This window comes from Paenibacillus sp. Paensp111, from assembly GCF_059492195.1.
The window spans coordinates 4,029,714-4,053,980 of sequence record NZ_CP168527.1 but is presented as its reverse complement, the minus strand read 5'-3'; the positions used below and the strand labels follow the sequence as shown (position 1 = coordinate 4,053,980).

The window sequence follows — 24,267 nt, the reverse complement described above, 5'->3', positions numbered from 1 at the left end:
TATAGGAGGCAGTCATCCATGTTCATCATCAGTCTTCATTACCTGCAGCCACTGGAGGTTGTAGATCAGTATATTGAGGAGCACGTACAGTTCCTGAACAAGCAGTATGAAGCGAAGCGGTTCATCTTCTCCGGCAGGAAGGTCCCCCGCACAGGGGGAATCATCCTCGCCAAGGCTTCCAGCAAGCAAGAAGTGCAGAGGCTGATACAAGAAGACCCCTTCTACCAGCACAAAATCGCCGAATACGAGATTACGGAGTTTCAAATTACCAAGTTTGACGATTCGTTCGGGAGTTACATGGACAACGGTGAGGGGGGCCAGCTATGAATCAGATTAAGCTTATCCCGATTACCGAAGATAATAAGGCAGAGTGTATTCGTCTTAAGCCGAGAGAAGATCAGGTGCGGTTTGTGGCTCCGAACGTCAACTCTTTGCAAAAGGCTCAAGAGGAACCCTCCTCCAAGCCGTTCGGGATCTATCATGGTCATGTCATGGTGGGCTTTGCGCTGTTCGATCAGGAGCCTTATCCGGAGGATGGCTGTTATTGGATTGTTAGATTTATGGTCGATGAGAAATACCAGGGAAATGGCTATGGGAAAGCTGCGCTTAAGGAGATCATCGAACTCATCAGGCAGCGGGATCCTGCCGCCCACCTGAGAATCTCTCATGTGCCCGATAATACGGTAGTTAATGAATTATACAAGAAGCTTGGCTTTGTCGAGACGGGTGAGGTCTATGAAGGGGAGACGTTGCTCGACCTTCATTTGGGATAAGAACACTATATCAAGACACAGTTATGGGAAAGCTTTAATAGATTAGGAATTAGAGCGTGGAGGAACTGAAGTGATGAATTTTGTGGAATGTTCAGCGGACAACTTAGAGGCTGAGCTTGCGATTATGAATTCTAATCCGTCATTCAACCTGGTCTCGAATGGCAAGGAAGAGTTGACTATCCAGGAGATCCTGGAGGAGAGGAACGAATCTGCTCAGATCGGCGCGGAAAGATTCCTGATCGAAGTGGAACATACTTATGTAGGGGTTATAGACTGGCTGATGAAGAACCCGAATGACGGATATCCATGGCTCGGACTGCTCGCTATTAAGAAAGAGTATCAGGAACATGGGTATGCGAAGCAGGCCCTGGAGAAGTTCTATGATCTGATGAAGAAGCGGGGTGTAGCGGAGCTCAGAATCGGAGTGCTTGTAGACCATGAGCCGGCGCACAGATTCTGGCGTGGACAAGGATTTGAAGAGGTGAAGAGCAGCGAAATGGGGGGCAAGCCGGTTTTGATTTATGGGAAAAGACTGTGAAATGGAGCGAAATAACGGTACTGTTCGCGCTGTACACAAGTGAATTTTGCGGCAGCCTTGGACTATAAAGTCAGGCTGCCGCTTGTCTGATCGAATTACTGTACGTTGGCTTAACGACAGTTCATACGCTCTCTTGGTTTGAGCATGTTATACCAGCTCGCCCCACCATGTTGTGATTCCGATAAGCCGTGGTTAACAAATCCGAGTTTTTCATAGAAAGATATTAACTCTTGTTTGCATGTGAGTGTGATTCCTTCTCTTTCATTCTCTACTGCAAGGTCTTCTATTGACGCCATTAGAAGCTTAGCAATGCCTTGACCTCTAGTCTGGCTGGACACGGCCAGTCCTAATATGCTCTGGTAACCCCCGCGCTCTGGATTCTCGCTGATCTCCTTAAATAGGTCATCCGTTATATAGGGCTGGGCAATGATCGGGCCATTAACGTAGCCAAGAATAGAACCATCCTCTTCCGCCACAATAAACGTATCCGGAATTAACTTGATTCTCTCTATAAAAGCTTCCTTGGTAGCAGCTTCTTCCTTCGAAAAGCCCTCATTCTCAATAATTAACAGCTGCTGCAGATCGGCAGTTTGAACTTTTCGTAAAGATATCAAGATGTCTATGCCCCCATTCCATTTAGATACTTCAGGGTAAACGATTCAGTATTAATTTTGTATTATATCACCTACGGAAGGAGCTTAGGCAATGGAATCGCCAAGCGGGTGGACTATAGGCCTGTCAGGGGAATATATATTAAATTTTCCTATCTATGTTGGTTGTGTGTATGGTTTATTTGTAGACTCCGGTAAAGAACACCAGAGGCTATGGCCTACACCGAAAGATCCAGGACTGGACGAAAAGGACAAGCTGGATCTTAAAGAGCAGTGGGATCAATGGTGGAATCAAGTGGTCATGCTGCTCGCGAGCAGCTATAGGAATAAAACTGACCGGCCTGTTCTGGGAATAGGCTTAGCCGAATACCACTTCAGTGATATTGACGGGGAGCTGTTACAGCAATGCTGCATGGATTCCTGGCCAGCCTTTGAGCATTGGTGGAATAGCCCCGCAGGCGGTCAGGTGGCCATGTACTATTGGGAGAACTTCCCCAAGGTGAATCGATATGTCAAGGAGTATGAAGAGCTCGCGGGGAGAAAGGTTAAGCCTTTTGAGCTGAGCGTGAACTTAGTCTACACAGGGATAGCTACCCCATTGGAACCGGTGGAAGGTTATATTATCATGCCGATTGACGGCCCCTATTTGGGCTCCAAAGACTGGTGGCTGGATAGATTCAAGCAGCGGTATTGATAGAGCAGAATATATTAGAGCATAGAGGAGCAGTGAACCATGGACCAACAGGGCGTAATTCAATCCGCCGAGCAGTATGTGAGACAAGAACTGGGATCAGATCCCAGCGGACATGACTGGTGGCATATTGACCGGGTGAGGAAGCTTGCACTGGACATCGCGGAACGGGAACAGGCTGATGTCTATATCTGTGAGCTTGCAGCACTGCTCCATGATATTGCCGATGTGAAGCTGAATGAATCGAAGCAGGCTGGGCTGGACAAGGTTCATAGGTGGCTCACAGCCCATGTGACCGAGCAGCGAATCACCGATGAGGTGATGGAGATCATTGGAACCATGTCCTATAACGGCGGTGGTAATCCGCCCATGCGGACCCTGGAGGGGCGGGTAGTCCAGGATGCTGATCGCCTGGATGCGATAGGTGCGATTGGAGTTGCCAGGACTTTTGCCTATGGAGGCTCCAGGGGGCGGATGATGTATGACCCTGAATCAAATTCGGGCGAGGCTACGATTGCCCACTTTTATGATAAGCTGCTCAAGCTGAAAGACCTGATGAACACTTCGTATGCCAAAGAGCTTGCACAGAGCAGACATGAGTTCATGGAGGGGTATTTGAGACAATTTTATCTGGAGTGGGGCGTTACCCCTGCGAACGGAGCTTGGTAACGGGGATAAGACGGCAAATCTTTCGGCCGTAATCAAAGGCGTGAAGGCTGCGGCATCCACGTAGGACTGGTTGTCCTTGACGTTCATGTACCGGCGGGTGTGCCCGGCGGGAATTTGCAAAGATGTGAAGAATAGCGCAGAAGTTAGCTCGGTATCCGGTTATAATGGGGGTACCCAAAATTTCACACACACGGCCCGGCCAGGAGCATAACGATCCATAGCCGGGCCGTGTTCTATTTATATGAGGCTGCAGCCTCAGCCTGACAATCCAATAAAGTAGGTGTTGTTATCAGACAGTTGTGGCTTGGAGCTATTCTGTTGTTAGCCGGATTAGTAGGGTGCAGTTCATCAGAACGAACAGTAACCGAACCGCTTAAGCTATTCGAGACCAGGGGTCAGGCCATTCAGGAGTATGAGCATAGTGAGCCCATGGCCAGCTGGACGGTAATCCAGCTGAATATAGGTCAAGGTCCCAAGCTGCTGATCACCAAGCACAGCACAGAGGTCTACTCTGCGGTTCAAATTGTGGAGAAAGATAAGCAGTTCTCGGCAGCAAAGCTCACAGCCGATGTCGATATAACGGAGGGAGGCGGCTTCAAGTGTGAGATGAATACCCTTGACGGTAAGACATACACGCTTTCGGTCTCCAAGGATAAAGACGCCCAGGGTACTTGGATCAAGGAGCTAGGTGCAGCCGTGATCGTTCAAGAAGGCCGTCACCTTCGCGACAATCCGGGAACGGCCCCGGTCAATCTGGTCGAGTCCTATGAGCTCGTGCCATAACTGTATTTCCAGAATATGTGGTGCAGAGTCTGGCCTACGGGTATAAGTAAAGAGGTGAAACTGTGAGATACAGGGCTGAGAACAATTATGGTTAGCCCCCGCCAAGCGATGCTCTTAGGTCTTCTGTTCGTTATACCTATCGTCATCTTCATAAATCTAATCCTCCGCAGGCCGGTGATCCGTATGCTGGAGAGCGTTCTGGCTGCTTTATATGGATGCGGCGTGGTGGCCGTGGCTTTTTTTCCCATTCCAGTGGGTACAAGAGCTATCCTCCACATGCAGTCGGATGGACAGGAAGCCATCATTAATCTGGTTCCGTTCAGGGGAATGCTGGAATTGCTCGGCAGCTCTTGGTACGAGGGAATGAAGAACATTGGAGGAAACGTGCTGCTTCTGCTTCCGCTTGGCTGTTACGCGGCGTATAGATGGAGGCTTGGGAATAAGGTGAACCTGATCCTGACCGGGTTGATACTATCGTTAGGCATTGAGCTTCTCCAATGGCTGCTTACCGAGCAGCACCTGATCTACCCGCGGTCGGTCGATGTGGATGATGTTATGCTGAATACGGCTGGTTTTGCTGCGGGATCCCTAATTTATTCGAAATGGGCTGCCCCAAAATTTAGTTCAGGAGGTCACGGAGATCATGAATATTGAACAGACGATTATCAATAATTACAGATGCTCGAAATGCGGCAATGCCGATTGCCGTGTAAGGGAAGTGGCGATGAGCGGGACGGGTCTGAGTAAGATTTTTGACATTGAACATAATCATTTCCTGTTTGTCTCCTGTACGCATTGCGGGTTCGTTGAGGTCTATGATCCCGATGTGCTTAGAGGGCACAAATCGGGGACACTTGGCACGATTATGGATATTCTGTTCGGCGGCTAACAGCTACATTGAACACAAAGGAGTGGAGCAAACCGTGGGCATGATTGGCAATCTGAAGCAAATCTCTGAGGAAACATTGGATCTTATTATCAAGGGAGAGGTGGATCCGGAGGCCGTAGTGTTTGATGAGGAGGTAGAGGGGCTGGATCTGGATAAATCCTGGCATGCGATTCATTACCTCTTGAACGGAAGCGCCTGGGAGGGTGAGCCTCCCCTGTTCAATGTCATCTTTGGCGGGCAGGAGGTTGGTGAAGATCTCGGGTACGGGAAGACCCGGTACTTGACGAAGAAGGAAGTACAAGAGGTGGCGCTGACCCTGGTGAACATTACCGAAGAGGATCTGAAGCAGCGTTTTGACTCGGCTGCCATGAATGAACTTGAGATCTACCCTTCTGAAGACTGGTCCAGTGAAGAAGAGATGGATTATGTTCTCTTTTACTATGCAGATCTGAAAGAATACTATATGGAGGCGGTCCGGCGGGGCAATGCCATGCTGCTATACATTTCCTAGAACGGCTGCAGGGAGAGGTAGAGAGGGCACCCGAGCGAATCAACGCCTCCCCTCCCGGTTAGCCAACGGTTGCTTGGATTCTCAGGACAAACCTTGATCCGCTGAAGCCCCTTTATCCGGAAAATGGATGGATGCCCGGCCGGGTGCTGGGTGGGAGCACATGCCATGGGGGGCGGATGCACGTAGGATGTACTCTAATCCTGAGGAGGTGTCCTAATGAGCACTGAGCAATCCCACGTTAAGTCACATGGAAAAAGACATGGCAGACCGTGTAATATCTGTAGAAGAAAAGTTAAGCACTGTAAGAACGTTATTGTGAAAAAGAAAGTCGTTCAGGTGAGCTGCCCGCCACCTGTTGTAGAAGTAACCCCTGTACCAGGTCCTCCAGGGCCCCAAGGGCCGCAAGGACCCAAAGGAATCCAGGGCCCAGCCGGACCGCAGGGTCTGCCTGGACCGCAGGGGATTCCAGGTGCGGTAGGCCCAGCGGGACCTGCCGGTCCACAGGGCGTAGCCGGACCTCAAGGGGAGACCGGAGCAACAGGCCCAGCGGGTCCAGTCGGTCCAGCCGGGGCAACAGGCCCAGCCGGCCCAGCGGGACCAGCCGGCCCGGCGGGCGGCATTTCCGACTTCGCCTTCCTGTGCAGTGATGAGGCGCAGACCGTAGCTCCCGCTCCAACCGCAGGTGGTGAGGGAGGAGCGGTTACGTTCAACAACTCGCTCATCAATGCTACGGCGCTTACCTTTAGCCCTCCTTCATCGATTGTCATCAATACAAGCGGGATCTACAAGATTACCTGGGAGGTATTCCCGACCGCGGGCAACAGTGCCTTTGGATTGTTCTTCGATCCGGCGGGGCCAGCACCAGCAGCGTTGGTTCTATGCAGTAACTATGGATCAAATGCAGGAAATAACCCATACACAGGGCAAGTAGTTACTGCTTTATCCGCCGGTGGAGTTCTGACACTGAACCGTATCGATCCTACAGGTACCGTGACACTGCAAAATGCAATTGGCGGTGGTACACCAACAGTAAGTGCTTCGATTGTAATTGAGAAATTAGCTTAAGGCATATAAGAAGGCGGTCATGTCCTCACATGGCCGCTTTTTATTTTGGATAATACAAGATATCACCCTCTACTTAATGGTAAAATTATCAAGATGACATGACGATTTGGCGCAAAGTAATTTATTCTGGAGGGAAGCTATGGGCTTCGTTATAGTTACTATTGCTTTTGGTTTTTTTGTTGGCTTCTTTGCCTTGATCTTTCCCCAGAAGTTCTGGGAATGGCTGTACTTCGGCTTGAAGCTCTACAATAAGGGCCAGCTAGGCTGGAGAGGAAAGAGCTTCCTGCGTCTGTGCTCAGTGATTCTTATTCTGCTGATCGGGAAGATGTTCTTGGACTGGGTGAATACATGAGGAGTGTCAAAGTGAGAACTATATCCACACCGAAGAAAATAGCAGCCTGGACCGTTATTCTCCTGCTCATCTTCGGGAGCTGGGGCGGGAATCTGTGGTATTACCGGAGCATGCAGCTGGAGGAGCCGCTATTCCTGAAGAGTTACGTCAGTATGAACGCTGAGCAGGGCCGAAGTCTGGAGCTGGTCTATTTGGAGAACAAGCATGATTCCAAGAAAGTGACGGGGGTGCAGATTGATGAACTGCCCCAGCTCCGCTTCAATTTATCTATTTGGAAGGACGGGACCTATCAGACTGTAATGAAGGCTTACGCGGGCTTAAACTTCCAAGGACCGGACTCGCCCATCAAGACTCCCATTACGATTAAGGAGGCGACCGTCTTCTATGATGAGGGCCCGCCGCACAAAGTCCCGATTGGTGAGATTAGAATTCTACCAGATTCGGATGTTCAGCTGGTTAACTTTTCCTCAACCATGGCCTCTTCGGATGGAACGGGATATAACTTTGGAACGATGATGAAGCCAGCTGTATTAGAACGCATCGATTTCACCTATAGTGACCGCCTGAAGCCATACCTGCATCTCTACTTGTCCGATAAGCCCATTGAATCTCTGAAATACCCGATTGCCAAGCAGAAGGGGGATGGCTTGTCTATCTCCTACAAATGGGAAATTCCTGAGGATAGCCAGGTGTCGTACACCGATTATCAGCCTCAGTGCAGGCTTGAATTTCGTCTTAAGGATGGCCGAAGAGTCACCCAGTCTGTAGTGATCAACACCAATTTCAACCTAACTGATGAACAAATGAAGCGGCTTGTCCGTTCAGGAGGTGAACCACAATGATAGGGATAACTCCACCTTTATCCAGAGCCTTCCGCCAGCTTGGCTGGGGATTCGTATTCACCCTGTTTAATATTTTTCTATTCGGGGTTGATGTTCTGCCTGATTTCATTGGATATATTATGATAGCGCTGGCTCTGCGGGAGATAAGCCGCCGTCTGGCCTTCTTCACCAAGGCCAAATGGACATCCTACGTGCTGATCTTCGCCTCACTGCCCGAGGCCGTTCAAGGGAGTGGGATCAACTTCCTGCACATCAATCAAAATTCGATGCAGCTGAACCTCATCCCGGCAGCCCTGCTGCTCTTGCATACGCTGCTAGTCTATTGGATATTTAAGGCTCTTATTGCCGTAGCTTGGACCTATGAGCTTCGCGACCTTCGGCATATCACGGCTATGCGCGGCACCTTTTATCTGATTGTGAATGTCAGTATGCTGATCATCCTGCCTTTCTTGTTGAATGGAACTTATATGTGGGCCGCCACTATATTGCCTATATGCGCGCTGCTCACTATTATAGCCGAGTTCCTGTTCCTAAGATTGTTCTATCGGTATGCCAAGGAGTATATTGGTGCAAGCCTAAGCTGAATTTTTATAATGCAGACATGACAAGCACTCATCAAAATGGTACTATTTTCACAATTTTAATATTCGGATAACATTCCGCTGCATCTTCTGAATCAGACGTGTACTACTATAGGAGTATAATTGTACAGAAGAAAGCAGGAGTGCACGATGGCCAAGCCCCATACTTCCAGACTACCTCGCAGCAGTCTGTTCACCTATTTCCAATATCTCAATCAAGCACGGAAGAAAGAGATTATGGAATATCGAAGGTTCGCAGCCTTCCATCACATTATGAGAAATCAGGCGCTGTCCACCTTCTTCCAGCCTATACTTCACTTGGATACGGGGGAGAACGTGGGGTATGAAATATTGAACAGACCTGCCGCATCGGATTTGTTCCCGACAACCGAGCAGTTCTATGACTTTGTGGGGCAGACCGACCAGGTCTCCCTGTTCGAGACGGGTTGCAGACATATTTCACTCCGAAGCTTCCGGGAGAAGGCGGCGGGTCTGCCAGAGAGGAATAACTCCCTGATCTTCATGAATGTTCATCCGTACGCCTTGAGCGAGGAGCATATTACAAGCGGTGAACTGCTTGAATTAGTAGCCGGGTATGGACTATCACCCAGCCAGATCGTATTTGAACTGACCGAGAAGCAGGCCGTAACCGATTATGAATCCTACGAAGGGGTCCTGGCCTCCTACCGGGCTCAAGGCTTCCGGATTGCAATAGATGATGCCGGTTCAGGTTACAACAGCCTCAAGACACTGGTGTATCTGAAGCCGGAATATGTGAAGCTGGATCGTTCTCTTATTCAGGATATCCATCTGAATCCGGTGCAGCAGCAGATCGTGATGATTCTTATCGAGTATGCGAATAAATCGGGTACTCAGGTTATTGCCGAGGGAATTGAGCGGATGGAGGAGCTGGCTTACCTGCGAGAGCAGGGAGTGCATATGGGACAGGGCTATGCGCTGGGCCGGCCAAGCCGCGAACTGACCCTGGGTGCGGTCCCGGGTTCCGGGGCACAGGCGGCCGTTTCTTTTTGAAATACTGTACAAGGGGGCTTAGAATGATTTCACAAATTGGAGAGATTGCGGAAGTGATACCCCACGTCTACGTGAACACGAAATGTGAGAAGGTGGATCAAATCTTCAAGAATAACCCTAAGCTTCAGGGTGTCGTTGTACAGAACGGCAGCCAGCCGGCTGCTTTGGTGATGAGGGCCAGATTCTATCAACAGATTGGTACGCTGTACGGATACAATCTGTATATGGGGCGTCCGGTGGAGCTGGTCATGAACCAAAGTCCGCTGATTGTAGAGTACAGCGAGAATATTACCGAAGTAAGCCGGCTCGCCATGGCGCGGGAGGAAGAGGAGCTCTATGACTATGTGATTGTGACGCGCGGTGGTCATTTTCACGGCGTAGTCAGCATCCGTAACCTGCTGCTGAACTTTGCCGAAATCCAGGCGACCATTGCCAGCTTCCTGAATCCGCTCACGGGACTTCCAGGCAACCTTACCATTGATGAGAGATTGAAGCTGTCGCTCGCTCAGGAGGCCTTTAGTGTCCTGTACTTCGATCTTGATCATTTCAAAGCATATAATGATACCTACGGCTTCAAGGAAGGGGACAGGCTGATTCAGGCTACGGCTTCCATTGTGCGCAGCAGTGTAACCCAGTCTGATGCCTTTGTCGGGCATATTGGAGGGGATGACTTCATTGCGATCCTGAATGACTTTGCCTACGAGGAAGTCTGTAACCATATCATCCGGCAGTTCGATGAGACGATACAAGGGTTTTATTCCGCAGAGGACCTGGAGCGCCAGTATGTGATCAGTGAGAACCGATCCGGCCAGGTCGAGTCCATTCCGCTGGTCAGCATCTCAATCGCCGTGGTCACCAATGAGTTCCGCCAATTCGCAAGTATTGAGGAGATTGTAAGCGAATCCGCCCGAATCAAGAAAATATGCAAAAAGCACAAGTTCAGCTGCTACTACACGAATGCAGAGAGACAGCCCAACTTGTGCTAGAGAGATGGGGAGCCGCAGAGAATGCGGCTTTTTTTGGATTAATACATATCGACTGTCGCCCCAAGGGTCGCTGCCTTGATGAAAGGGAGCTTCTGAAGGGATTTCAGCTGATCCCTAGTTCCTGTAACGACGACGCCGATAATCATGCCCGACTGCTGGTGTGACTTCACGGCTGCAAGGGCATGGGCAGCTTGCTCTGAATAGTAATCGTTATTGGAATCTATGACAGTCTGGATATCCATCAGGAACTTCTCCTCGGTAGTCCTTCTTGTATAATCGCCTGGTTCCATGTAAGCCTGGAACCCATACAACTCTTCAGCCTGTTCCGGCTCAGCCTTGAACTTCAAAAGCTTAAAATCATCTTCGTTATAGCTGTCCGCCCAGTACCAAGATGCATGCACACCCTGAGGCAGCATCTGATCCACTTGGCTCAGCGTATATCCCTTATTGAAAGATAATCCCATCTCGATATACTGGTCATCTCTCATCTTATTCAATAGAGGCAAGTCATTAAAGTAATGATCATATTTCATAGCTGGATGATAAAAGAGCATCTCACGTTCACCGCTCTGGTTATTAAAATAGCGGTTCTGTCCATCCTCCCTGACCTGAACAACTCTCATTGTATTACCAGGAAAAACGGTAGCGCTGCCCTGGAACCCATTGTATTTCAGCAAATTATCATTCCAGGGAATGACACGATTTTCGATAATTTTGAACTCTCGATAGTCGAATGTTCCTCCAAGAAGACTGTATTGAAATCGAGGCCCCTCAACATACAAGTTCGGACCGGTGATGCGTTTATTTAATTCAATGGGAGTATAGGCATCCCAGCCAGCCTTATTGGCTATTTGAAGATTTAGAATGTAACCACCCAGGAACAGCACAATACAGACAACAGCTGAAATACAGGTGTTTCGCAATATACTTTTCCATCTGGCTTTGCGAAACATCTGATTCACAGAATCATCGTCAAAAGCCTTCTCCGGCGATAGCTTGTCATGCTCATGTTCACTCATGCTTACCCGACCTCCTGTATATTTTGGCGAACTGCTTCTTGGCCCGCGATAGATAGGTCTTTACGTTATTTGGCTTCAGATCGAGGGTTTCGCCGATTTCTTTATAACTCATTTCCTGCCTGTATCTGAGTTCCAGCACCTGCTTGTGCACGGGAGACAATTTCTCCAGCACTTCCTGCACCTCTTGGCGATCCTCTTGGCTAGTGAGCCATTCCTCTGGCAGAAGCTCAGTGGAGACCAGCTCTTCCAAGGAGGGAAGAGAGGCCTGTCTTTTGGAGCGCCTGCACAAGTCGTAGTAGGCATGGATGGCTACTTTGAACAGCCAGGCGGACATTTTGTCCGGCTTGATGGAATCCTCGTATAGGAGCGCCTTGGTGAACGTGTCCTGTACAATGTCCTTGGCATCCTCGCTTGAAGCGCCCAATTTCACTAGATAGCTGTGCATCTTGTTCATTTGATTCTGGGTCCATTCCCTCTGCGCAGGGGTCATCTCTTCCCTCCTTCCGGCACTATAACGCTGGTGCAGCATGAAAAGTATACAATTTCTCCCGAAATTACAGCTCACCCTCTATATTCGGGTATCTGACGTATTGTCCGGCCGCAACATGGTACGAGAGACGAGGGACCTTTAATCGCTGCTGGAACAGGGCTTCTTGATGATCTACTAAGGCGGGAACCCTATCTGTCAGCCCATAGAATTGCTTGAATTGCTGATGAAGCGAAGCCCAGTGCTTCAGACATGCCACAAGCCCCGGACATACAAAAGGCCCGCGCACCGCGCGGGCCGAATGATTCATTGAATGTAGATACCATATGAATGGGCTCATTCCTTGCCGCTCACTCACCCACCCACTTAGCGCAGAACACTTACTCACTCGCTGGCTTCCTCACCTACTTGTGGAAGTACTTGTCCACGCCACCTGCAATCCCGGCAGTCAGCTTGTCCTGGTAAGCGGAGGTCGACAGCCGCTTGTCCTCAGACGGACTGGTCATGAACCCAACTTCGACCAGGGTTACCGGAACCTTCGACCAGTTGAAGCCGGTTAGGTCGCTGCGGGGAACCACGCCCTTGGTTTTGGCCTTGGTTGCATTCTTCATCTCCTGCTGGATATACTCGGACGCCAGCTTGCTCTTCGCATAGATAGCTTTGGTGTACTTGTTGCCTTGGGCCGGATACAGCACGCTGAACCCTTCCGTCTTCGGGGAGTTATCCCCATCGGCATGAATGCGGATGAAGAGGTCCGCCTTGGCCTTGTTGGCGATATCGGAACGCTCCTTGTTGCTCAGGTTCACATTGTGCTTATCGCGGGTCATGACGACCTTGTAGCCGCGCTTCTCCAGCTCCTTCTTCAGCTTCAGGGAGATCTCCAGATTCAGCACGTATTCTGGCTTCTTGGTGGCTACGCCCTGCGTTCCCGAGCTGACCTTCGGTTTCTTCTCAGAAGCGCCCGGTCCAATCGGCTCCTTTTGATTGTTCCCCTTCAGCTGATGCCCCGGGTCAATGCAGATGACATAAGTCTTCTTGACTTGAGTACTTTCAGCTGAGCTTGAGCTTGATCCTAGTCCTGCTCCTGACTGGGCCACTGCCACGGAGGACCCGGCTGCACTGGCCGAGGAGACGAGAGCTGCCATTAGGGCCAGCATAGCAAGTAGAGATGTATAGCTTTTCTTCAACGCTTGAACACTCCTAAACCTGATACCAGGTAATATTTTCATAGAATCTATTATATAACAGCAGACCGTTACTAAGATGGTATAAACATAAAAGAATCGCGATACTCTCCGCTCAGCCAATCGTCTCCACGATCTGGCCATCCTGGTCCCGGATCAAGGTCCGCACGATCTTGACGGTAAGTCCCTTGCAGGTGCTCAGCTTGAATTCCTGCGCCACCGGCTCAAGCCTTCCGCTCAGCTCGCGAACAGCTTCTTCATTCAGAATCAGGTCCAAGCCGTCTTCCTGCACATCTACGCCGAAGCTCTCCCCCGGGCGGAAGGCGACCCTGCACTCGGAGGATGACAGGGTAAGCGGATTCCCCTTCAGTAACCGGCCAGGCAGAACCTTGCTAATGACAGAGGCCTGCTTCGCCCCAATGACCAGCGTATATGTAGTTCCGCGGAACAGCCCTTTCTGCTCCTGCCAGTCCAGCTGATCCACGAACAGGAATCCGGTGCTTGAGCCGTCCTTGGCTGCGCCCAGCCGAATCTTCTCGCTCAGCTCCGCATCGCTTAGAAGGGAAGGCCTGAACAGGTCCGTAACATAGAGAGGGAGCTTTCCCGATTCCGCCGCCTCCCGAAGCACCGCGGTAGTGTTCCAGGCCTGCATCGATTCCAGCTCGTCATGCGTGATTCCGACCATCTGCAGGAAGCTCACTTTGCCATTCGGCGTGGTGATCTCAGGAAGATCCGGGTCATCTATGAACGCAAGTGCCGTCAGCTGCGTGTCATGCTCCAGCGCGATCGGGCTATTCGCGTCCATATAATCGCCCGATCTGAAGACATTGCCGCTGCCGAATACGTATCTGCCCATATTTTGCAGCAGGTTCAGCGCCCACGCGGGAGGCTCGCTCTCATCCGGCCCCTTCAGCAGACGGAACGTCAGCTCAAACCCGTATCCGCTGTACTCGGTATCCTCCGATTCCTTCTCATATAATTCCGAGAATCCATACGTGACGAAGTGCCAGTGCGGCACCGGTTCATTCTGGACATAGGCGCTGATCCCGTCAAGCGGGTCCTGGCCTCCCAGCATATAAGGAATCAGGGTCCCGTAATGCTTCGGCTCCTGATCACCATAAATTCTCTGCATCTGTGCATCAATGGCATCCCAGCCGGGTGCCTGGTCATCCTCCAGCTCGTGATCTTCGTGGCTCATTACGTAGGCCTCCTGTCAGCAATATCCTTCGTCAAATTCAGATTTGGTCCGATATATTCTAACATGAATACGAAGAATTTGAGGGCATATTCGGTAAAAATGACACTTTAGTCCTCTACGCGTTTGCCTGATCGGATACGAGATACCGTATAATTTTTCCAGCGATTGTATTGTTGCTTGCCATGAACCCATATAGAATAAATAGTGCACCTGAAACCTCAGTCTGCATGGCAGACGGTAAGGAACCTATACATGTTCAAAAATACACTCGTGAAGGCCTACTCGGCCGCAATTGCCAATGCACTCATTATCGGTTTTTCTTTTATTTTCGTGAAAATCGCGCTTCAGAACGCGGCACCGGCAGATATTCTCGCACACCGGTTCACGGTGTCCCTGATGGCTGCCGTCCTGATGCTGCTCCTGGGCCGTAAGCGGCTCTCCGTCCCTTGGGGCAGTATGCTGCGGATTCTGCCGCTGGCCATCTTCTATCCGGCGCTCTTCTTCGCCTTCCAGACCTTTGGGCTGGTCTATGCCTCCTCGTCCGAAGCGGGGATTATTACGGCGACCATTCCCATTCTAACGATGATCCTGGCTTCGCTGCTGCTGGGAGAACGCGCGAATCTCCTGCAGAAGCTGTGTATGCTTCTGTCCGTGGCCGGCGTAGTCTTCATCTTCGTGATGAAAGGGACTCAGGCCCATTCGGTTAACGCGGCAGGTCTGATCTTGATCTTGTTATCGGCTATGTCCTCAGCGATCTACACCGTACTTGCGAGAAAATGGATGAAGAGCCTGAAGCTTTCGGACGTATCCTTCGTAATGATCAGCATTGGTTTCATCGTATTTAACGTGATATCGCTCACCGGACATGCAGCAGAAGGGACTTTGAATACCTACTTCAAGCCATTCACCGATGCAGGCTTCGTAACTGCCATTCTCTATTTGGCGGTGCTGTCATCCCTGTGCACCTCACTGCTCTCCAACTATGCGATCTCCCGGATTGAAGCCTCCAAGATGAGTGTATTCAACCAATTATCCACTGTCGTGACCATTGGGGCGGGAGCGATTATACTGCATGAGACGCTGCTGTACTATCATTTCATTGGAACGGTGATGATTCTGGTGGGTGTGATCGGCGTGTGTCTGCCGAAGGGGATGCTGACCCGGAAGAAGCGGGGCGGGGACATCGACGAGGCATAGGGAGTAGATTGTAATAGCGGCCATCACACCTAATAAGAACTCGGGAACATAGGCCAACGCCTCGGGCGCTCACAGACCTCGAAAGGCGTGAACGAAGCAGCTAACAAAATCAAGCCCCTCCCGGCCGCTGTTTACCCGGCTTGGAGGGGCTTGATATATGTTTTTTTGGAATGCTGAATTCCGTATTAGACGGCTAATTAGTATCAGTTCACAGAATTCCAGAACGTAGTCTCATCCAGACTTAGTCTTCCGGTGAAACGCCCAGGAGCCGCAGCCTTACCAATGGCGATAAGTACCGCAGGTACCAGAGTGTCTGGAAGGTTGTAGGCTTCCTTAAACTTCTCTGCATTGAAGCCGCCCATTGGAACGGTATCATAGCCTTTGGCTTTGGCGATCAGCATAAGCTGCATGGAGACAAGGCCGGCATCCAGAAGGTTGATACCATGAAGTCTGTCTTTAGGCAGGCCGCCGTACATTTGGACAATACGCTGAACCATAGCGTTCTTGTTCTCTTCGGTCATCAGGCCCGCTTCTACAGTCTTGCTGTAGATTTGGTCTGCCTTATTATAGGATTCCAGATCTCCAAGAACCGCAATCACGGCTGCGGCTTCAGCAACATGCTTCTGGCCGTTCGCGATCGTAACCAGCTCTTCCTTCAGCTTCTCGTCATCAATGACAAGGAAGCGCCAAGGCTGAATATTGGAGGAAGACGGAGCGGTAGAGGCGAGCTCCAGCATTTCAGCGATTTCTTCACGGGAAATGCGGACGGACGGGTCGTAGGAACGAACGGAATGTCTTTCCTTCATTACGGTGTAAAGATCTTGCACGGTTTGAACTTGGTTACTCATCTGAATCACTCCTAAATATATAATATACTGTGCAGATAAATGCACAGTTAAACCCAAAAAAATCTACAGCAAATCAGCCACGGTGTATTTCTCCAACACCTGAAGCACCTGGTCGTTGACTTCCTGAACGATGGCCTTAAATGATTCGTGCATGTCTCTTCCGAAGTCATGGTCGCCCGTTGTCTCGAGCATTTCACTGCAGCAGGGGCCTTTCTCCTCCAAGGCAAGGTAGACGTCCTTTAGCGAGATCTCTTCGGGTGCCCGCTTCAGCCGGTAACCGCCGTCTCGGCCCTCTCTTGTCTCCAGAATGCCTTCACAAGCGAGTCTGGAGAGAATCCGGCGGAGTAGAGTAGCCTCGGAATGCAGCTGGCAGGCGATTTTACCGCTCGGACAACACGAAGGCTGTTCCGAGAGCACAACCAAGGCCTGGACAGCAAGACCAAACCATTTGAAATTAGGGGAGCCAATTATTTTATCGATGGACATGGTGTAATGAAGATCCCCTCTCCTGGTAATTCTCCCCATCAGTATATAATCTAACTGTTGTAATTTCAAGCACAGTTTGTAATGGATAGGCATTGACATCGGCAATGAAATTTTGGCCGGGCTTCTTTACTTGCGTTACGCTACTGTATAAGATAGGACTGCAGCTAGAATGTGCATGAATGGTGAGGTCGATGTCCGATGAATCGTCTGTATAGTCTAAGACACAAAATTGCAATCCTGTTTATTTTATATACTCTTGCCGAAGCAGCTCTCGTACTGCTATACCCAGAGGCTACGGTAATCTCCGATTGGCTCATGATGATAGCTCCTTTCCTGGCGATTCTGGTCTGTATGACCATGATTAGGAGACTCTCAGGAGAACAGAAGTTGTTCTGGTTCCTGATCTCACTGGGTCTATTTGGTGAATTCCTTGCTCAGTCAACCTGGGTTTACTACGACTGGGTGCTTCATACGCCTACGCCTGATTTGAGTGAGGCGGATATCTTTTGGATCCTGCAGTCCATAGCCTTTATCGCAGCTCTCGTTGTCCGCAGTAAGCAGACGCTATACGGGCTTAGGTATTCTCTGGATATGGCGATTATTCTGGTAGGCACCTTCTCGATCAGCTGGAAGTATGTCATACTGCCGCTGGTCGCCTCGACCGGTGAATTCACTACGCTTGTCGTAGATCTGATTTATCCAATCAGCGATTTAACAATACTGCTCCTGAATATTCTATTAATCTACAATAGGAGAACGAAGTTCGGCTCAGAGGTGAATAGGCTTCTAACTACGGGATTCCTGGTATATATTGTGGGGGATACGCTGTATCTTATTTTTGGTGACCTGGCAGGTTATGAAGTGGACAATCTGCTCAATCCGTTCTGGTTAGCCGCGACGTTCCTGTTGACCTTGGCCTGTATATATTCAGCTCAGCCTTCATCGGTTGAGGCTCTGGCGGAAGGAGAAGCGGATCAGCGTATAACAAGGACGATGCTGCTCCCTTATATTGTCCTCGGCAGCCTGGTTGTCCTGATGCTGTTGGAGGTTGGCCTGAATGATAGTGTCGTAAGTGGAATCGTGGTCTCCATTCTGCTCATTTCGCTCAGACAGGTCACGGTGATGATGGAGAACAGCAGACTGATGACCGAGCTGAAGCTTGCCCTGGAGAGGTCGGAATATCTGGCCAGTCATGATGGGCTGACCTCGCTGCTTAACCGAAGAACATTTGAAGAGAAGCTTGCTGCCTCTATGCAGGGACTCCACCACCCTGAACGGCGTATGGCGCTCATGTTCTTCGATCTGGACGGGTTCAAGCAAATTAATGATACGCATGGTCATGATGTAGGGGATGAACTTCTCAGGACCGTAGCGGTGCGGATGGAGCGGATGAAACGGGGAGATATGATTCTGGCACGTCTGGGTGGAGATGAGTTCGTTGCCCTGCTGCCACAATGGGAGTCGGAGCAGGAGATACACGACTGCGCAAAGCTGCTGCTGGCCGCTGTTACCGAGCCGCTTACTATAAGGGAAGTCCGGCTTGAGCCCAGAACAAGCATCGGGATCGCCATTTATCCGGGCCATGCCCTAACTCCGGAGGATCTGATGAGACACTCCGACATAGCGATGTACCGCTCCAAAGAGAAGGGCAGCAACAACTATACGATATATGAATAACATACGAGTCTATGGAACAACAAGAAAGAGGGCGAAGAGCCCTCTTTCTTGTTGTTCTTCTTGAATTGTCCAAGGATAGTTAGGCTTCCGGAGAGAACGAACGTCCGCCAAATTCCTTATCCAGCTCGAAAAATGCCGTGCTGTTCACATCAATCCGCTTCAGCTTCTGAATAATGCCATCGAACAGAGCTTCCTCTTCCACCTGCTCCTCAATGAACCAGGAGAGGAACTGGAGTGTGGCATGCTCACGGTCATCCAGAGCAAGGTCCGATAGACGGTAGATCCGCTGGGTGTTCACCTGCTCATGCTTGTAGGCATGTTCAAAGGCATCCAGAATCGAATCGTAATCGTTCTTGGGCTCCTCAAGCGCGGAGAGAATTACACGTCTGCCGCGGTCGTTCAGGAACTTATAGATCTTGGAGGCATGGAACCGCTCTTCTTCGGCCTGGACCAGAAAGAAGTTGGCGAAGCCATCCCAATTCACGGCCGAGCAGTAGCCGGCGATGGCCAGGTAGACATGCGCAGAATGGAGTTCAAAATTAAATTGTTCGTTCAGAGCTTCGTATAATGATTCTTTTACCAAGTCGTCCACGCCCTTCCTGTATTGGATATGTAACATCATCCTTATACTACCATACCCGATATTTGAAACGCACCCCCGGGAAGTGTTAGGCTGGATAGTAGAGATACTACCGCTTAGTCGATGCGCTAACAACTCTTACACAGGGAGGATGCAAAGAAGGTGAGCGAAAGCAGGTTCAAAGTGAATTTGACGCCAAGGGATGTACGGGAACTGGTAAAAGAGGGCCTGGATGCCGATCTGATCCATGAGGAGTCTCATGATCTGGGTGACGGCAAGGAGATCGGAACGCTGATCTTCGAGAAGTATTTTTTTCGCGTGAAGAATCGGGTTGCGCTTGTGGTCATCGCCGACAACATTTATGGAACGACGGAGGTCAGAGCCATCTCGACCGGTTCATCGGAAGGGATGATCTTTAAATTTGACTGGGGAGCCTCAGACGATTTCGCTGGAAGTGTGGAGCGTATTTTGAGCGAGTATATTGTGGATTAGAGGGGCGAAGCTGAAGATGATTCGAAGCGATGATATTACGATTGTGGAGAAGCCGGCTTTTCAGACCGTGGGAATGAAGTGGGAGGGCACCTTTGCCGAGGCAGGAGCAGGGGGCATTCGTCAGGTTATCCAGCAGATGCATGAGTGCCGGCAGGAGATTCAGCATGTATCCGATCCGGATGCCCTGCTCGGACTCTCCTACCATGTAACGGAGCCTACCATGTAACGGAGGAAGGCTTCACCCATTACTCTGTTCTGTCGGTGTCAGCTGTTCATGAGATTCCAGAAGGGATACAAGAAGGCTCCGGGAGACCTTACCCACTGCGAAGAGTACCCGATTGATCAGGACCCGTATTCCGAAGACCCTGAATTTAACATCCTTATTCCTATACTTAAATAAAAATGACTTTCATACAAACAAGTAAGGACCCCGCGCGATAATTACGCCGTGGGGTCCTTTGCTATGTGCAGCGAGAGTGATAAGGTCAGGGCTTCCGCATATCGATCGGCTTCAGAGCGGAAGGCTTCACCGATCTGCGCAGGAAGAAGGACAGGACAAGACCGATGACAGCAATCCAGGTGGCAATTACGAAAGCATCGTTAATCCCGTGAATGGCGGATTCCTTGGATGCAAGACCATAGACGACCTGGAGAGCCGCTCCCTGAGCGGTTTCAGGCGGAAGTCCACCCGCGGCTGCGAGCGTCTGGCTGAGACTGCCGATCTGCTCGGTTACGGAAGGGTTGCTGGTTGTGACTGCATTACCGTAGTCAGCCAGATGGACAGTGGACTTCGTGGTCATGACCGTGACGAGCAGGGCGGTCCCGATCGAGCCGGCAATCTGCCTGACCGTATTGGACATGGCCGTGCCGTGACTCCCCAGGTGCCGGGGCAGCTGGTTAAGCCCTTCGGTCTGTACAGACATCATCAGGAGAGACATCCCGAAGCTGCGCACCGTGTAGACCATCATAATATGACCGTACGTAGTATCCGAGGTCAGCTTGCTGAACTCAAAGGTTGTGAGCGCGGTAATGGCTAGGCCGATGATCGCCAGCGGCCTAGCGCCGATCCGGTCGAAGATGCTCCCCGAGATCGGGGACATCACGCCCATCAGCAGGGCGCCGGGAAGGAGGAGCAGGCCGGACGCGAGCGGTGTGAAGCCGCGGATATTCTGCAGATAGATCGGCAGGAGCAGCATGGCCCCGAACAGAGTCATATTTACGGTAGAGCCAATAAAGGTAGAGATCGTGAAGATATCATACTTGAACACACGGAACTCCAGCATGGGACTGTCCATTCCAAGCTCCCGGAAGATGAAGAGCAGGATGAAGAGGACACCCAGCACAAGGGTAATGACGACCGTGGCGCTGCTCCAGCCCTTACTGCCCGCAGAACTGAAGCCATACAGCAGGGACCCGAATCCAATAGTGGAGAAGAGGGTGCCGAGCATATCGAATTTGGGTGATGACAGCTTGGAGACATTGCGTAGCCAGAGCCAGGATAAGATGATATCCAGCACCGTCAGCGGAATGACCATGATGAACAGGATGCGCCAGGTGTAGTGCTCTACGATCCAGCCGGACAGGGTCGGGCCAATAGCCGGGGCGAACATCATGGCAATCCCCATGGTCCCCATGGCAGCACCCCGCCTCTCGGGCGGAAAGACCGTCAGGAATACATTCATCACAAGAGGCATGATGATGCCCGCGCCGCCGGCCTGGATGATGCGGCCGACCAGCATGATGGAGAAGGTAGGGGCCACTGCGCATAGAACGGACCCTGCACCAAATATGGCCATAGCCCAGATGAACAAAGACCGGGTTCCGAAGGATTCAATCAAAAAAGCGGTAATCGGGATCAGAACGCCGTTGACCAGCATATAGGCGGTCGACAGCCACTGAACGGTGGTAGCTGACACGTTAAAGTCGTTCATCAGGTGCGGAATGGCCACATTCAGAAGCGTCTGGTTCAGGATGGAGATGAACGCGCCCAGCATAAGAACGGTCAGGGTGCGGCCGAGCGATATATTTTCCATAGGTGCCCCCTAAATATGAATTCTTACCGATGCGTTCATGCCTGGAACAATACCAAGCCCCTTATATCCCTCTACGGTAATTACAATCGGAATGACCTGAGCCACCTTGGTATAGTTGGCATTGGTGTTGGAGGTCGGGAGCAGGGAGAAGGTTCCTGCAGTGGCCAGTCCGATACTGTCTACCTTGCCTGAAATGACGGTGCCTGGAAAAGCGTCAATATACACATCCACGCTCTGTCCGGCTTTAATGTCGTTAATCCGGGTCTCATCAATATTGGCGGTGATCCAGAGGTTATCGAAGTCATAGGCCCGTCCAAGCGGCGTACCCGCCGCGACCAGAGCATTCTGCACTCCGGATTGCTGCACGATCGTCCCGGACACCGGAAGCGTGATATCAGCTGCTCCAGCCGCAGACTGAACAGAACCCAGGCGCTCGCCTGCGCTGTAGGCCTGACCGACCTTGGCATTCCACCGTATTAGCTTGCCGGCTGCCGGTGCATTGATGCTGATGGGCTGCCCGGCCACTTGAGCGTTGTCTGTTTTGACATAGTTGGCGTTCTGATTGTAATAGTAGATTCCTGCCCCTGCCCCGGCCAGGATGACCACAATAACCAGAATATTGACCAGAATCGCACGAGAACTCATAGGAATAGCCCCTCCTTGTTTGGTTAAAGTTCATGCTCTCATTCCTGTGAAGAGGATTTCCTGAAAGTTCTTCCCTTATTCAGTATGGAGAGCTAATGATTCTCAGTAATTCCGGGCATACCTATACACGCAAGGACAGAAGGTAAAGGGGAATGGATATGAATATTTATGTCGTATATGACAGTGATAACGGCCATACTGAAGCATTGGCACGAGCAGTGGCTCAGGGAGCTGAAATTCCAGGTGCCAAGGTTCATCTGCACCACGTTAAGGACGCAAGAGTAGAGGACTTGACCGAGATGGATGCGATCCTCTGGGGCTGCCCGGGACATTTCGGGTCGATCAGCGGCGGGCTGAAGAATTGGATCGATAAGCTGGGTTATCTATGGGCGCAGGGCAAGCTTGTCGGCAAGGTAGGAGCCGTGTTCTGTACAACCGCAACCGTACACGGGGGAGTTGAGGCAACTCTGCTGAATTTGATTGTTCCGATGCTGCATCAAGGCATGATCATCGTCGGCCTTCCGGGGAATATCCGGGAGAATGCCCTGTACGGTTCTTATTACGGGGTTGGAGTGACCTGTCCTGTAGAGCTGTCTCCCTATGATCCGCCTAATCTGCCGTCTGAGAAGGATTTGATACTTGGAAGAGCTTTGGGCCAGAGGGCCGCGAACGTTGCGGCAAAATTATCGGATGCACAGACCAGGTAGGGGGCGCTCTATGGAATACGCATTTGCAGCTTTGGTGGTCATAGGGGTAATATTCCTCGTTATATTCAATATTCGTACCAGCAGAAGGGTGAGAGAGCAGCAGAGAAGAACCGGGGAAGGACAGGGCTCTCTGGATGGATCCGCGTTGTCGGACCGTGCAGTCCGTCCGGCATCTGGAGATCCTGCCCGGCTCGATCCAACCGTGATGCAGATCAATGAAATCTTGGAGCCCGTAGCTGAGCGAAGTCTTGAAGATGAGCCGGAGCTCCGTGCACTGGGAACGAGTGCGGAGCCTGGTCACGGAGTGGCAGCGGGGCACGGTGTGGACCCTGGTCATAGAGCACCATCCGGACAGATTGTGGAGTCTGATGACGGAGTGGCAGGCAGACATGTTGCAGCACAGGATGGTGGAGCGGCATCAGGCGTAGACTCAGATCGTGGAGCTGCAGTCGGACACGCTGCAGAGCATGCTCGTGCAGCGACAACAGGACACGTTACAGAGCATGGTCGTATAGCGACAACAGACCACGCTGCAGAGCCTAGTCGCACAGCGACAACAGAACACGCTGCCGAGCATGGCCACAAAGCGATAACAGAACACACTACTGAGCATGGTCAAGGAGCGACGGGAGCGACAACAGAACATGTTGCGGAGCGCGGCCATAGTACGATTGCAGAACAAATTACTAAGCCGCAGTACGAACCAGGACGGCAGCACGATCCGTCACCGAATACACGGCCAGAGTCACAGCCGGGTGCTCGTGCTTCGGACAGAGCCGCACATAATCCGAGTCCGGGCGCTAATACTCCAGACAGAGCTCCTCATAGGGATGATGCCGGAGCAGCTGTAGATCGGGTTCTGTCCAGAACCGGATCGGGATCGGGGACCGGGACTGGGACGACTACCCGCGATGAACATTACCGCCAGGCGCTAAGGCAGCTTGCCGAACCGGAACGGGCCGCGAGGCCGCAGCCGGAGGGCGAAGATGCTGGCAATGACAGCGGAGATAAGGCCTACCGCGAAGCTCTTCGGAGCATTCTGGAGAAGAAATCTGCAGATCAAAGTGAAAGGGGCGGCAAGAATGAATAACGATCCAAGTACCAAGAGGGAGCTTCAAATGCCTGATGAGGCCTACCGCTCGGCTCTGCGAAATTTCGCAGGAAAGGTTGCCAGCAGCCGGTTGGATGCTGAATTCTCGGAAGAACTGGGTGCAGGCAGTGAGACCGAAATAGCCCGGTGGGTCAACAAAAATCTGGGCAGGCAGGTTATGACTAAGTAAGCTGACAGAAGCACAACTCAAGCACAACCCAAGCACAACCCAAGCACAACCCAAGCACAACCCAAGCACAACCCAAGCACAACCCAAGCATAACAATTACAAAAAAAAAGA

33 protein-coding genes are annotated in these 24,267 nt (G+C 51.1%); 22 read left to right on the top strand and 11 right to left on the bottom strand.

Annotated elements, in window-relative coordinates; all coding sequences use genetic code 11:
- Positions 1–18 precede the first annotated feature (18 nt).
- From ACEN86_RS19090 to ACEN86_RS19080, 3 genes are all read left to right on the top strand, one after another.
- The gene (locus ACEN86_RS19090; protein WP_495632056.1) at positions 19–327 is read left to right on the top strand and encodes a YciI family protein; all 309 of its coding nucleotides are present in this window, start codon (positions 19–21) and stop codon (positions 325–327) included.
- Entirely contained in the window at positions 324–773 is a 450-nt protein-coding gene (locus ACEN86_RS19085) for a GNAT family N-acetyltransferase (protein ID WP_495632055.1), read from the top strand. The genes ACEN86_RS19090 and ACEN86_RS19085 overlap by 4 nt, the downstream gene beginning before the upstream one ends.
- A gap of 73 nt (positions 774–846) precedes the next feature.
- Positions 847–1,311, top strand: coding sequence for a GNAT family N-acetyltransferase (locus ACEN86_RS19080; protein ID WP_495634354.1), 465 nt, complete (start codon positions 847–849; stop codon positions 1,309–1,311).
- Between the two features lie 110 nt (positions 1,312–1,421).
- On the opposite strand, the gene ACEN86_RS19075 is transcribed toward ACEN86_RS19080, so the two are convergent.
- Positions 1,422–1,925 carry a GNAT family N-acetyltransferase gene (locus ACEN86_RS19075; RefSeq protein ID WP_495632054.1) on the bottom strand — a complete coding sequence of 168 codons (504 nt, stop codon included), beginning with the start codon at positions 1,923–1,925 and terminating at the stop codon, positions 1,422–1,424.
- Positions 1,926–2,016: 91 nt separating this feature from the next.
- Between ACEN86_RS19075 and ACEN86_RS19070 the strand changes: the two genes are divergently transcribed.
- From ACEN86_RS19070 to ACEN86_RS19015, 12 genes are all read left to right on the top strand, one after another.
- Positions 2,017–2,616 (top strand): hypothetical protein, encoded by a 600-nt coding sequence (locus tag ACEN86_RS19070; protein ID WP_495632053.1) that lies wholly within the window; start codon positions 2,017–2,019, stop codon positions 2,614–2,616.
- 39 nt (positions 2,617–2,655) lie between these two features.
- Positions 2,656–3,282: an HD domain-containing protein gene (locus tag ACEN86_RS19065; protein WP_495632052.1), complete on the top strand. Its 627-nt coding sequence runs from the start codon at positions 2,656–2,658 to the stop codon at positions 3,280–3,282.
- Between the two features lie 318 nt (positions 3,283–3,600).
- On the top strand, positions 3,601–4,065 hold the full coding sequence (locus ACEN86_RS19060; RefSeq protein WP_495632051.1) for a hypothetical protein: 465 nt from the start codon (positions 3,601–3,603) through the stop codon (positions 4,063–4,065).
- An 87-nt stretch (positions 4,066–4,152) separates the two neighbouring features.
- A complete protein-coding gene (locus ACEN86_RS19055; RefSeq protein WP_495632050.1) occupies positions 4,153–4,719 on the top strand; it encodes a VanZ family protein in 567 nt (188 codons plus the stop codon).
- Positions 4,709–4,954, top strand: coding sequence for a zinc ribbon domain-containing protein (locus tag ACEN86_RS19050; protein ID WP_495632049.1), 246 nt, complete (start codon positions 4,709–4,711; stop codon positions 4,952–4,954). The genes ACEN86_RS19055 and ACEN86_RS19050 overlap by 11 nt, the downstream gene beginning before the upstream one ends.
- A 40-nt stretch (positions 4,955–4,994) precedes the next feature.
- Complete coding sequence (locus ACEN86_RS19045) at positions 4,995–5,465, top strand: YfbM family protein (RefSeq protein WP_495634353.1); 471 nt, start codon at positions 4,995–4,997, stop codon at positions 5,463–5,465.
- A 216-nt stretch (positions 5,466–5,681) separates the two neighbouring features.
- Positions 5,682–6,530 carry a collagen-like protein gene (locus ACEN86_RS19040; protein ID WP_495632048.1) on the top strand — a complete coding sequence of 283 codons (849 nt, stop codon included), beginning with the start codon at positions 5,682–5,684 and terminating at the stop codon, positions 6,528–6,530.
- A gap of 139 nt (positions 6,531–6,669) precedes the next feature.
- Positions 6,670–6,882 carry a hypothetical protein gene (locus tag ACEN86_RS19035; RefSeq protein WP_495632047.1) on the top strand — a complete coding sequence of 71 codons (213 nt, stop codon included), beginning with the start codon at positions 6,670–6,672 and terminating at the stop codon, positions 6,880–6,882.
- 11 nt (positions 6,883–6,893) lie between these two features.
- Positions 6,894–7,724 carry a hypothetical protein gene (locus ACEN86_RS19030; protein ID WP_495632046.1) on the top strand — a complete coding sequence of 277 codons (831 nt, stop codon included), beginning with the start codon at positions 6,894–6,896 and terminating at the stop codon, positions 7,722–7,724.
- On the top strand, positions 7,721–8,308 hold the full coding sequence (locus tag ACEN86_RS19025; RefSeq protein WP_495632045.1) for a hypothetical protein: 588 nt from the start codon (positions 7,721–7,723) through the stop codon (positions 8,306–8,308). Before ACEN86_RS19030 ends, ACEN86_RS19025 begins: the two co-directional genes overlap by 4 nt.
- Before the next feature lie 120 nt (positions 8,309–8,428).
- Positions 8,429–9,337: an EAL domain-containing protein gene (locus ACEN86_RS19020; RefSeq protein WP_495632044.1), complete on the top strand. Its 909-nt coding sequence runs from the start codon at positions 8,429–8,431 to the stop codon at positions 9,335–9,337.
- Between the two features lie 23 nt (positions 9,338–9,360).
- Positions 9,361–10,323, top strand: a complete 963-nt coding sequence (locus tag ACEN86_RS19015; protein ID WP_495632043.1) for a GGDEF domain-containing protein — start codon at positions 9,361–9,363, stop codon at positions 10,321–10,323.
- Between the two features lie 38 nt (positions 10,324–10,361).
- On the opposite strand, the gene ACEN86_RS19010 is transcribed toward ACEN86_RS19015, so the two are convergent.
- The 5 genes from ACEN86_RS19010 to ACEN86_RS18990 form a co-directional block, all read right to left on the bottom strand.
- Positions 10,362–11,342 carry an anti sigma factor C-terminal domain-containing protein gene (locus ACEN86_RS19010; RefSeq protein ID WP_495632042.1) on the bottom strand — a complete coding sequence of 327 codons (981 nt, stop codon included), beginning with the start codon at positions 11,340–11,342 and terminating at the stop codon, positions 10,362–10,364.
- The gene (locus ACEN86_RS19005) at positions 11,335–11,832 is read right to left on the bottom strand and encodes an RNA polymerase sigma factor (RefSeq protein ID WP_495632041.1); all 498 of its coding nucleotides are present in this window, start codon (positions 11,830–11,832) and stop codon (positions 11,335–11,337) included. Before ACEN86_RS19005 ends, ACEN86_RS19010 begins: the two co-directional genes overlap by 8 nt.
- Positions 11,833–11,896: 64 nt before the next feature.
- On the bottom strand, positions 11,897–12,217 hold the full coding sequence (locus ACEN86_RS19000; protein WP_495632040.1) for a hypothetical protein: 321 nt from the start codon (positions 12,215–12,217) through the stop codon (positions 11,897–11,899).
- Between the two features lie 16 nt (positions 12,218–12,233).
- Positions 12,234–13,016: an N-acetylmuramoyl-L-alanine amidase gene (locus ACEN86_RS18995; RefSeq protein ID WP_495632039.1), complete on the bottom strand. Its 783-nt coding sequence runs from the start codon at positions 13,014–13,016 to the stop codon at positions 12,234–12,236.
- Positions 13,017–13,128: 112 nt separating this feature from the next.
- Positions 13,129–14,211, bottom strand: a complete 1,083-nt coding sequence (locus ACEN86_RS18990; RefSeq protein ID WP_495632038.1) for a suppressor of fused domain protein — start codon at positions 14,209–14,211, stop codon at positions 13,129–13,131.
- A 252-nt stretch (positions 14,212–14,463) separates the two neighbouring features.
- Between ACEN86_RS18990 and ACEN86_RS18985 the strand changes: the two genes are divergently transcribed.
- Positions 14,464–15,408 carry a DMT family transporter gene (locus tag ACEN86_RS18985; protein WP_495632037.1) on the top strand — a complete coding sequence of 315 codons (945 nt, stop codon included), beginning with the start codon at positions 14,464–14,466 and terminating at the stop codon, positions 15,406–15,408.
- A 203-nt stretch (positions 15,409–15,611) separates the two neighbouring features.
- Here the strand turns inward: ACEN86_RS18985 and ACEN86_RS18980 are convergent, their stop codons facing one another.
- Together ACEN86_RS18980 and ACEN86_RS18975 are read right to left on the bottom strand one after the other, a co-directional pair.
- Positions 15,612–16,256, bottom strand: a complete 645-nt coding sequence (locus ACEN86_RS18980; protein WP_495632036.1) for a nitroreductase family protein — start codon at positions 16,254–16,256, stop codon at positions 15,612–15,614.
- 63 nt (positions 16,257–16,319) lie between these two features.
- On the bottom strand, positions 16,320–16,742 hold the full coding sequence (locus tag ACEN86_RS18975) for an RrF2 family transcriptional regulator (RefSeq protein WP_495632035.1): 423 nt from the start codon (positions 16,740–16,742) through the stop codon (positions 16,320–16,322).
- Between the two features lie 198 nt (positions 16,743–16,940).
- Between ACEN86_RS18975 and ACEN86_RS18970 the strand changes: the two genes are divergently transcribed.
- Complete coding sequence (locus ACEN86_RS18970) at positions 16,941–18,419, top strand: diguanylate cyclase domain-containing protein (RefSeq protein ID WP_495632034.1); 1,479 nt, start codon at positions 16,941–16,943, stop codon at positions 18,417–18,419.
- A gap of 79 nt (positions 18,420–18,498) precedes the next feature.
- Here the strand turns inward: ACEN86_RS18970 and ACEN86_RS18965 are convergent, their stop codons facing one another.
- Entirely contained in the window at positions 18,499–19,002 is a 504-nt protein-coding gene (locus ACEN86_RS18965; protein WP_495632033.1) for a ferritin, read from the bottom strand.
- A 159-nt stretch (positions 19,003–19,161) separates the two neighbouring features.
- Here ACEN86_RS18965 and ACEN86_RS18960 point away from each other — a divergent pair, with 159 nt between their 5' ends.
- Entirely contained in the window at positions 19,162–19,491 is a 330-nt protein-coding gene (locus ACEN86_RS18960; protein WP_495632032.1) for a DUF6054 family protein, read from the top strand.
- A 16-nt stretch (positions 19,492–19,507) separates the two neighbouring features.
- Positions 19,508–19,717 carry a GyrI-like domain-containing protein gene (locus ACEN86_RS18955; RefSeq protein WP_495632031.1) on the top strand — a complete coding sequence of 70 codons (210 nt, stop codon included), beginning with the start codon at positions 19,508–19,510 and terminating at the stop codon, positions 19,715–19,717.
- Between the two features lie 259 nt (positions 19,718–19,976).
- Here the strand turns inward: ACEN86_RS18955 and ACEN86_RS18950 are convergent, their stop codons facing one another.
- Together ACEN86_RS18950 and ACEN86_RS18945 are read right to left on the bottom strand one after the other, a co-directional pair.
- Positions 19,977–21,524 carry a DHA2 family efflux MFS transporter permease subunit gene (locus ACEN86_RS18950; RefSeq protein WP_495632030.1) on the bottom strand — a complete coding sequence of 516 codons (1,548 nt, stop codon included), beginning with the start codon at positions 21,522–21,524 and terminating at the stop codon, positions 19,977–19,979.
- A gap of 9 nt (positions 21,525–21,533) precedes the next feature.
- On the bottom strand, positions 21,534–22,175 hold the full coding sequence (locus ACEN86_RS18945; RefSeq protein WP_495634352.1) for an HlyD family secretion protein: 642 nt from the start codon (positions 22,173–22,175) through the stop codon (positions 21,534–21,536).
- Between the two features lie 146 nt (positions 22,176–22,321).
- Here ACEN86_RS18945 and ACEN86_RS18940 point away from each other — a divergent pair, with 146 nt between their 5' ends.
- The 3 genes from ACEN86_RS18940 to ACEN86_RS18930 are packed head-to-tail and all read left to right on the top strand — an operon-like array spanning position 22,322 to position 24,156.
- The gene (locus ACEN86_RS18940; RefSeq protein ID WP_495632029.1) at positions 22,322–22,876 is read left to right on the top strand and encodes an NAD(P)H-dependent oxidoreductase; all 555 of its coding nucleotides are present in this window, start codon (positions 22,322–22,324) and stop codon (positions 22,874–22,876) included.
- A 10-nt stretch (positions 22,877–22,886) separates the two neighbouring features.
- Entirely contained in the window at positions 22,887–23,966 is a 1,080-nt protein-coding gene (locus ACEN86_RS18935) for a hypothetical protein (RefSeq protein WP_495632028.1), read from the top strand.
- Positions 23,959–24,156 carry a hypothetical protein gene (locus ACEN86_RS18930; protein ID WP_495632027.1) on the top strand — a complete coding sequence of 66 codons (198 nt, stop codon included), beginning with the start codon at positions 23,959–23,961 and terminating at the stop codon, positions 24,154–24,156. The genes ACEN86_RS18935 and ACEN86_RS18930 overlap by 8 nt, the downstream gene beginning before the upstream one ends.
- Positions 24,157–24,267 lie beyond the last annotated feature (111 nt).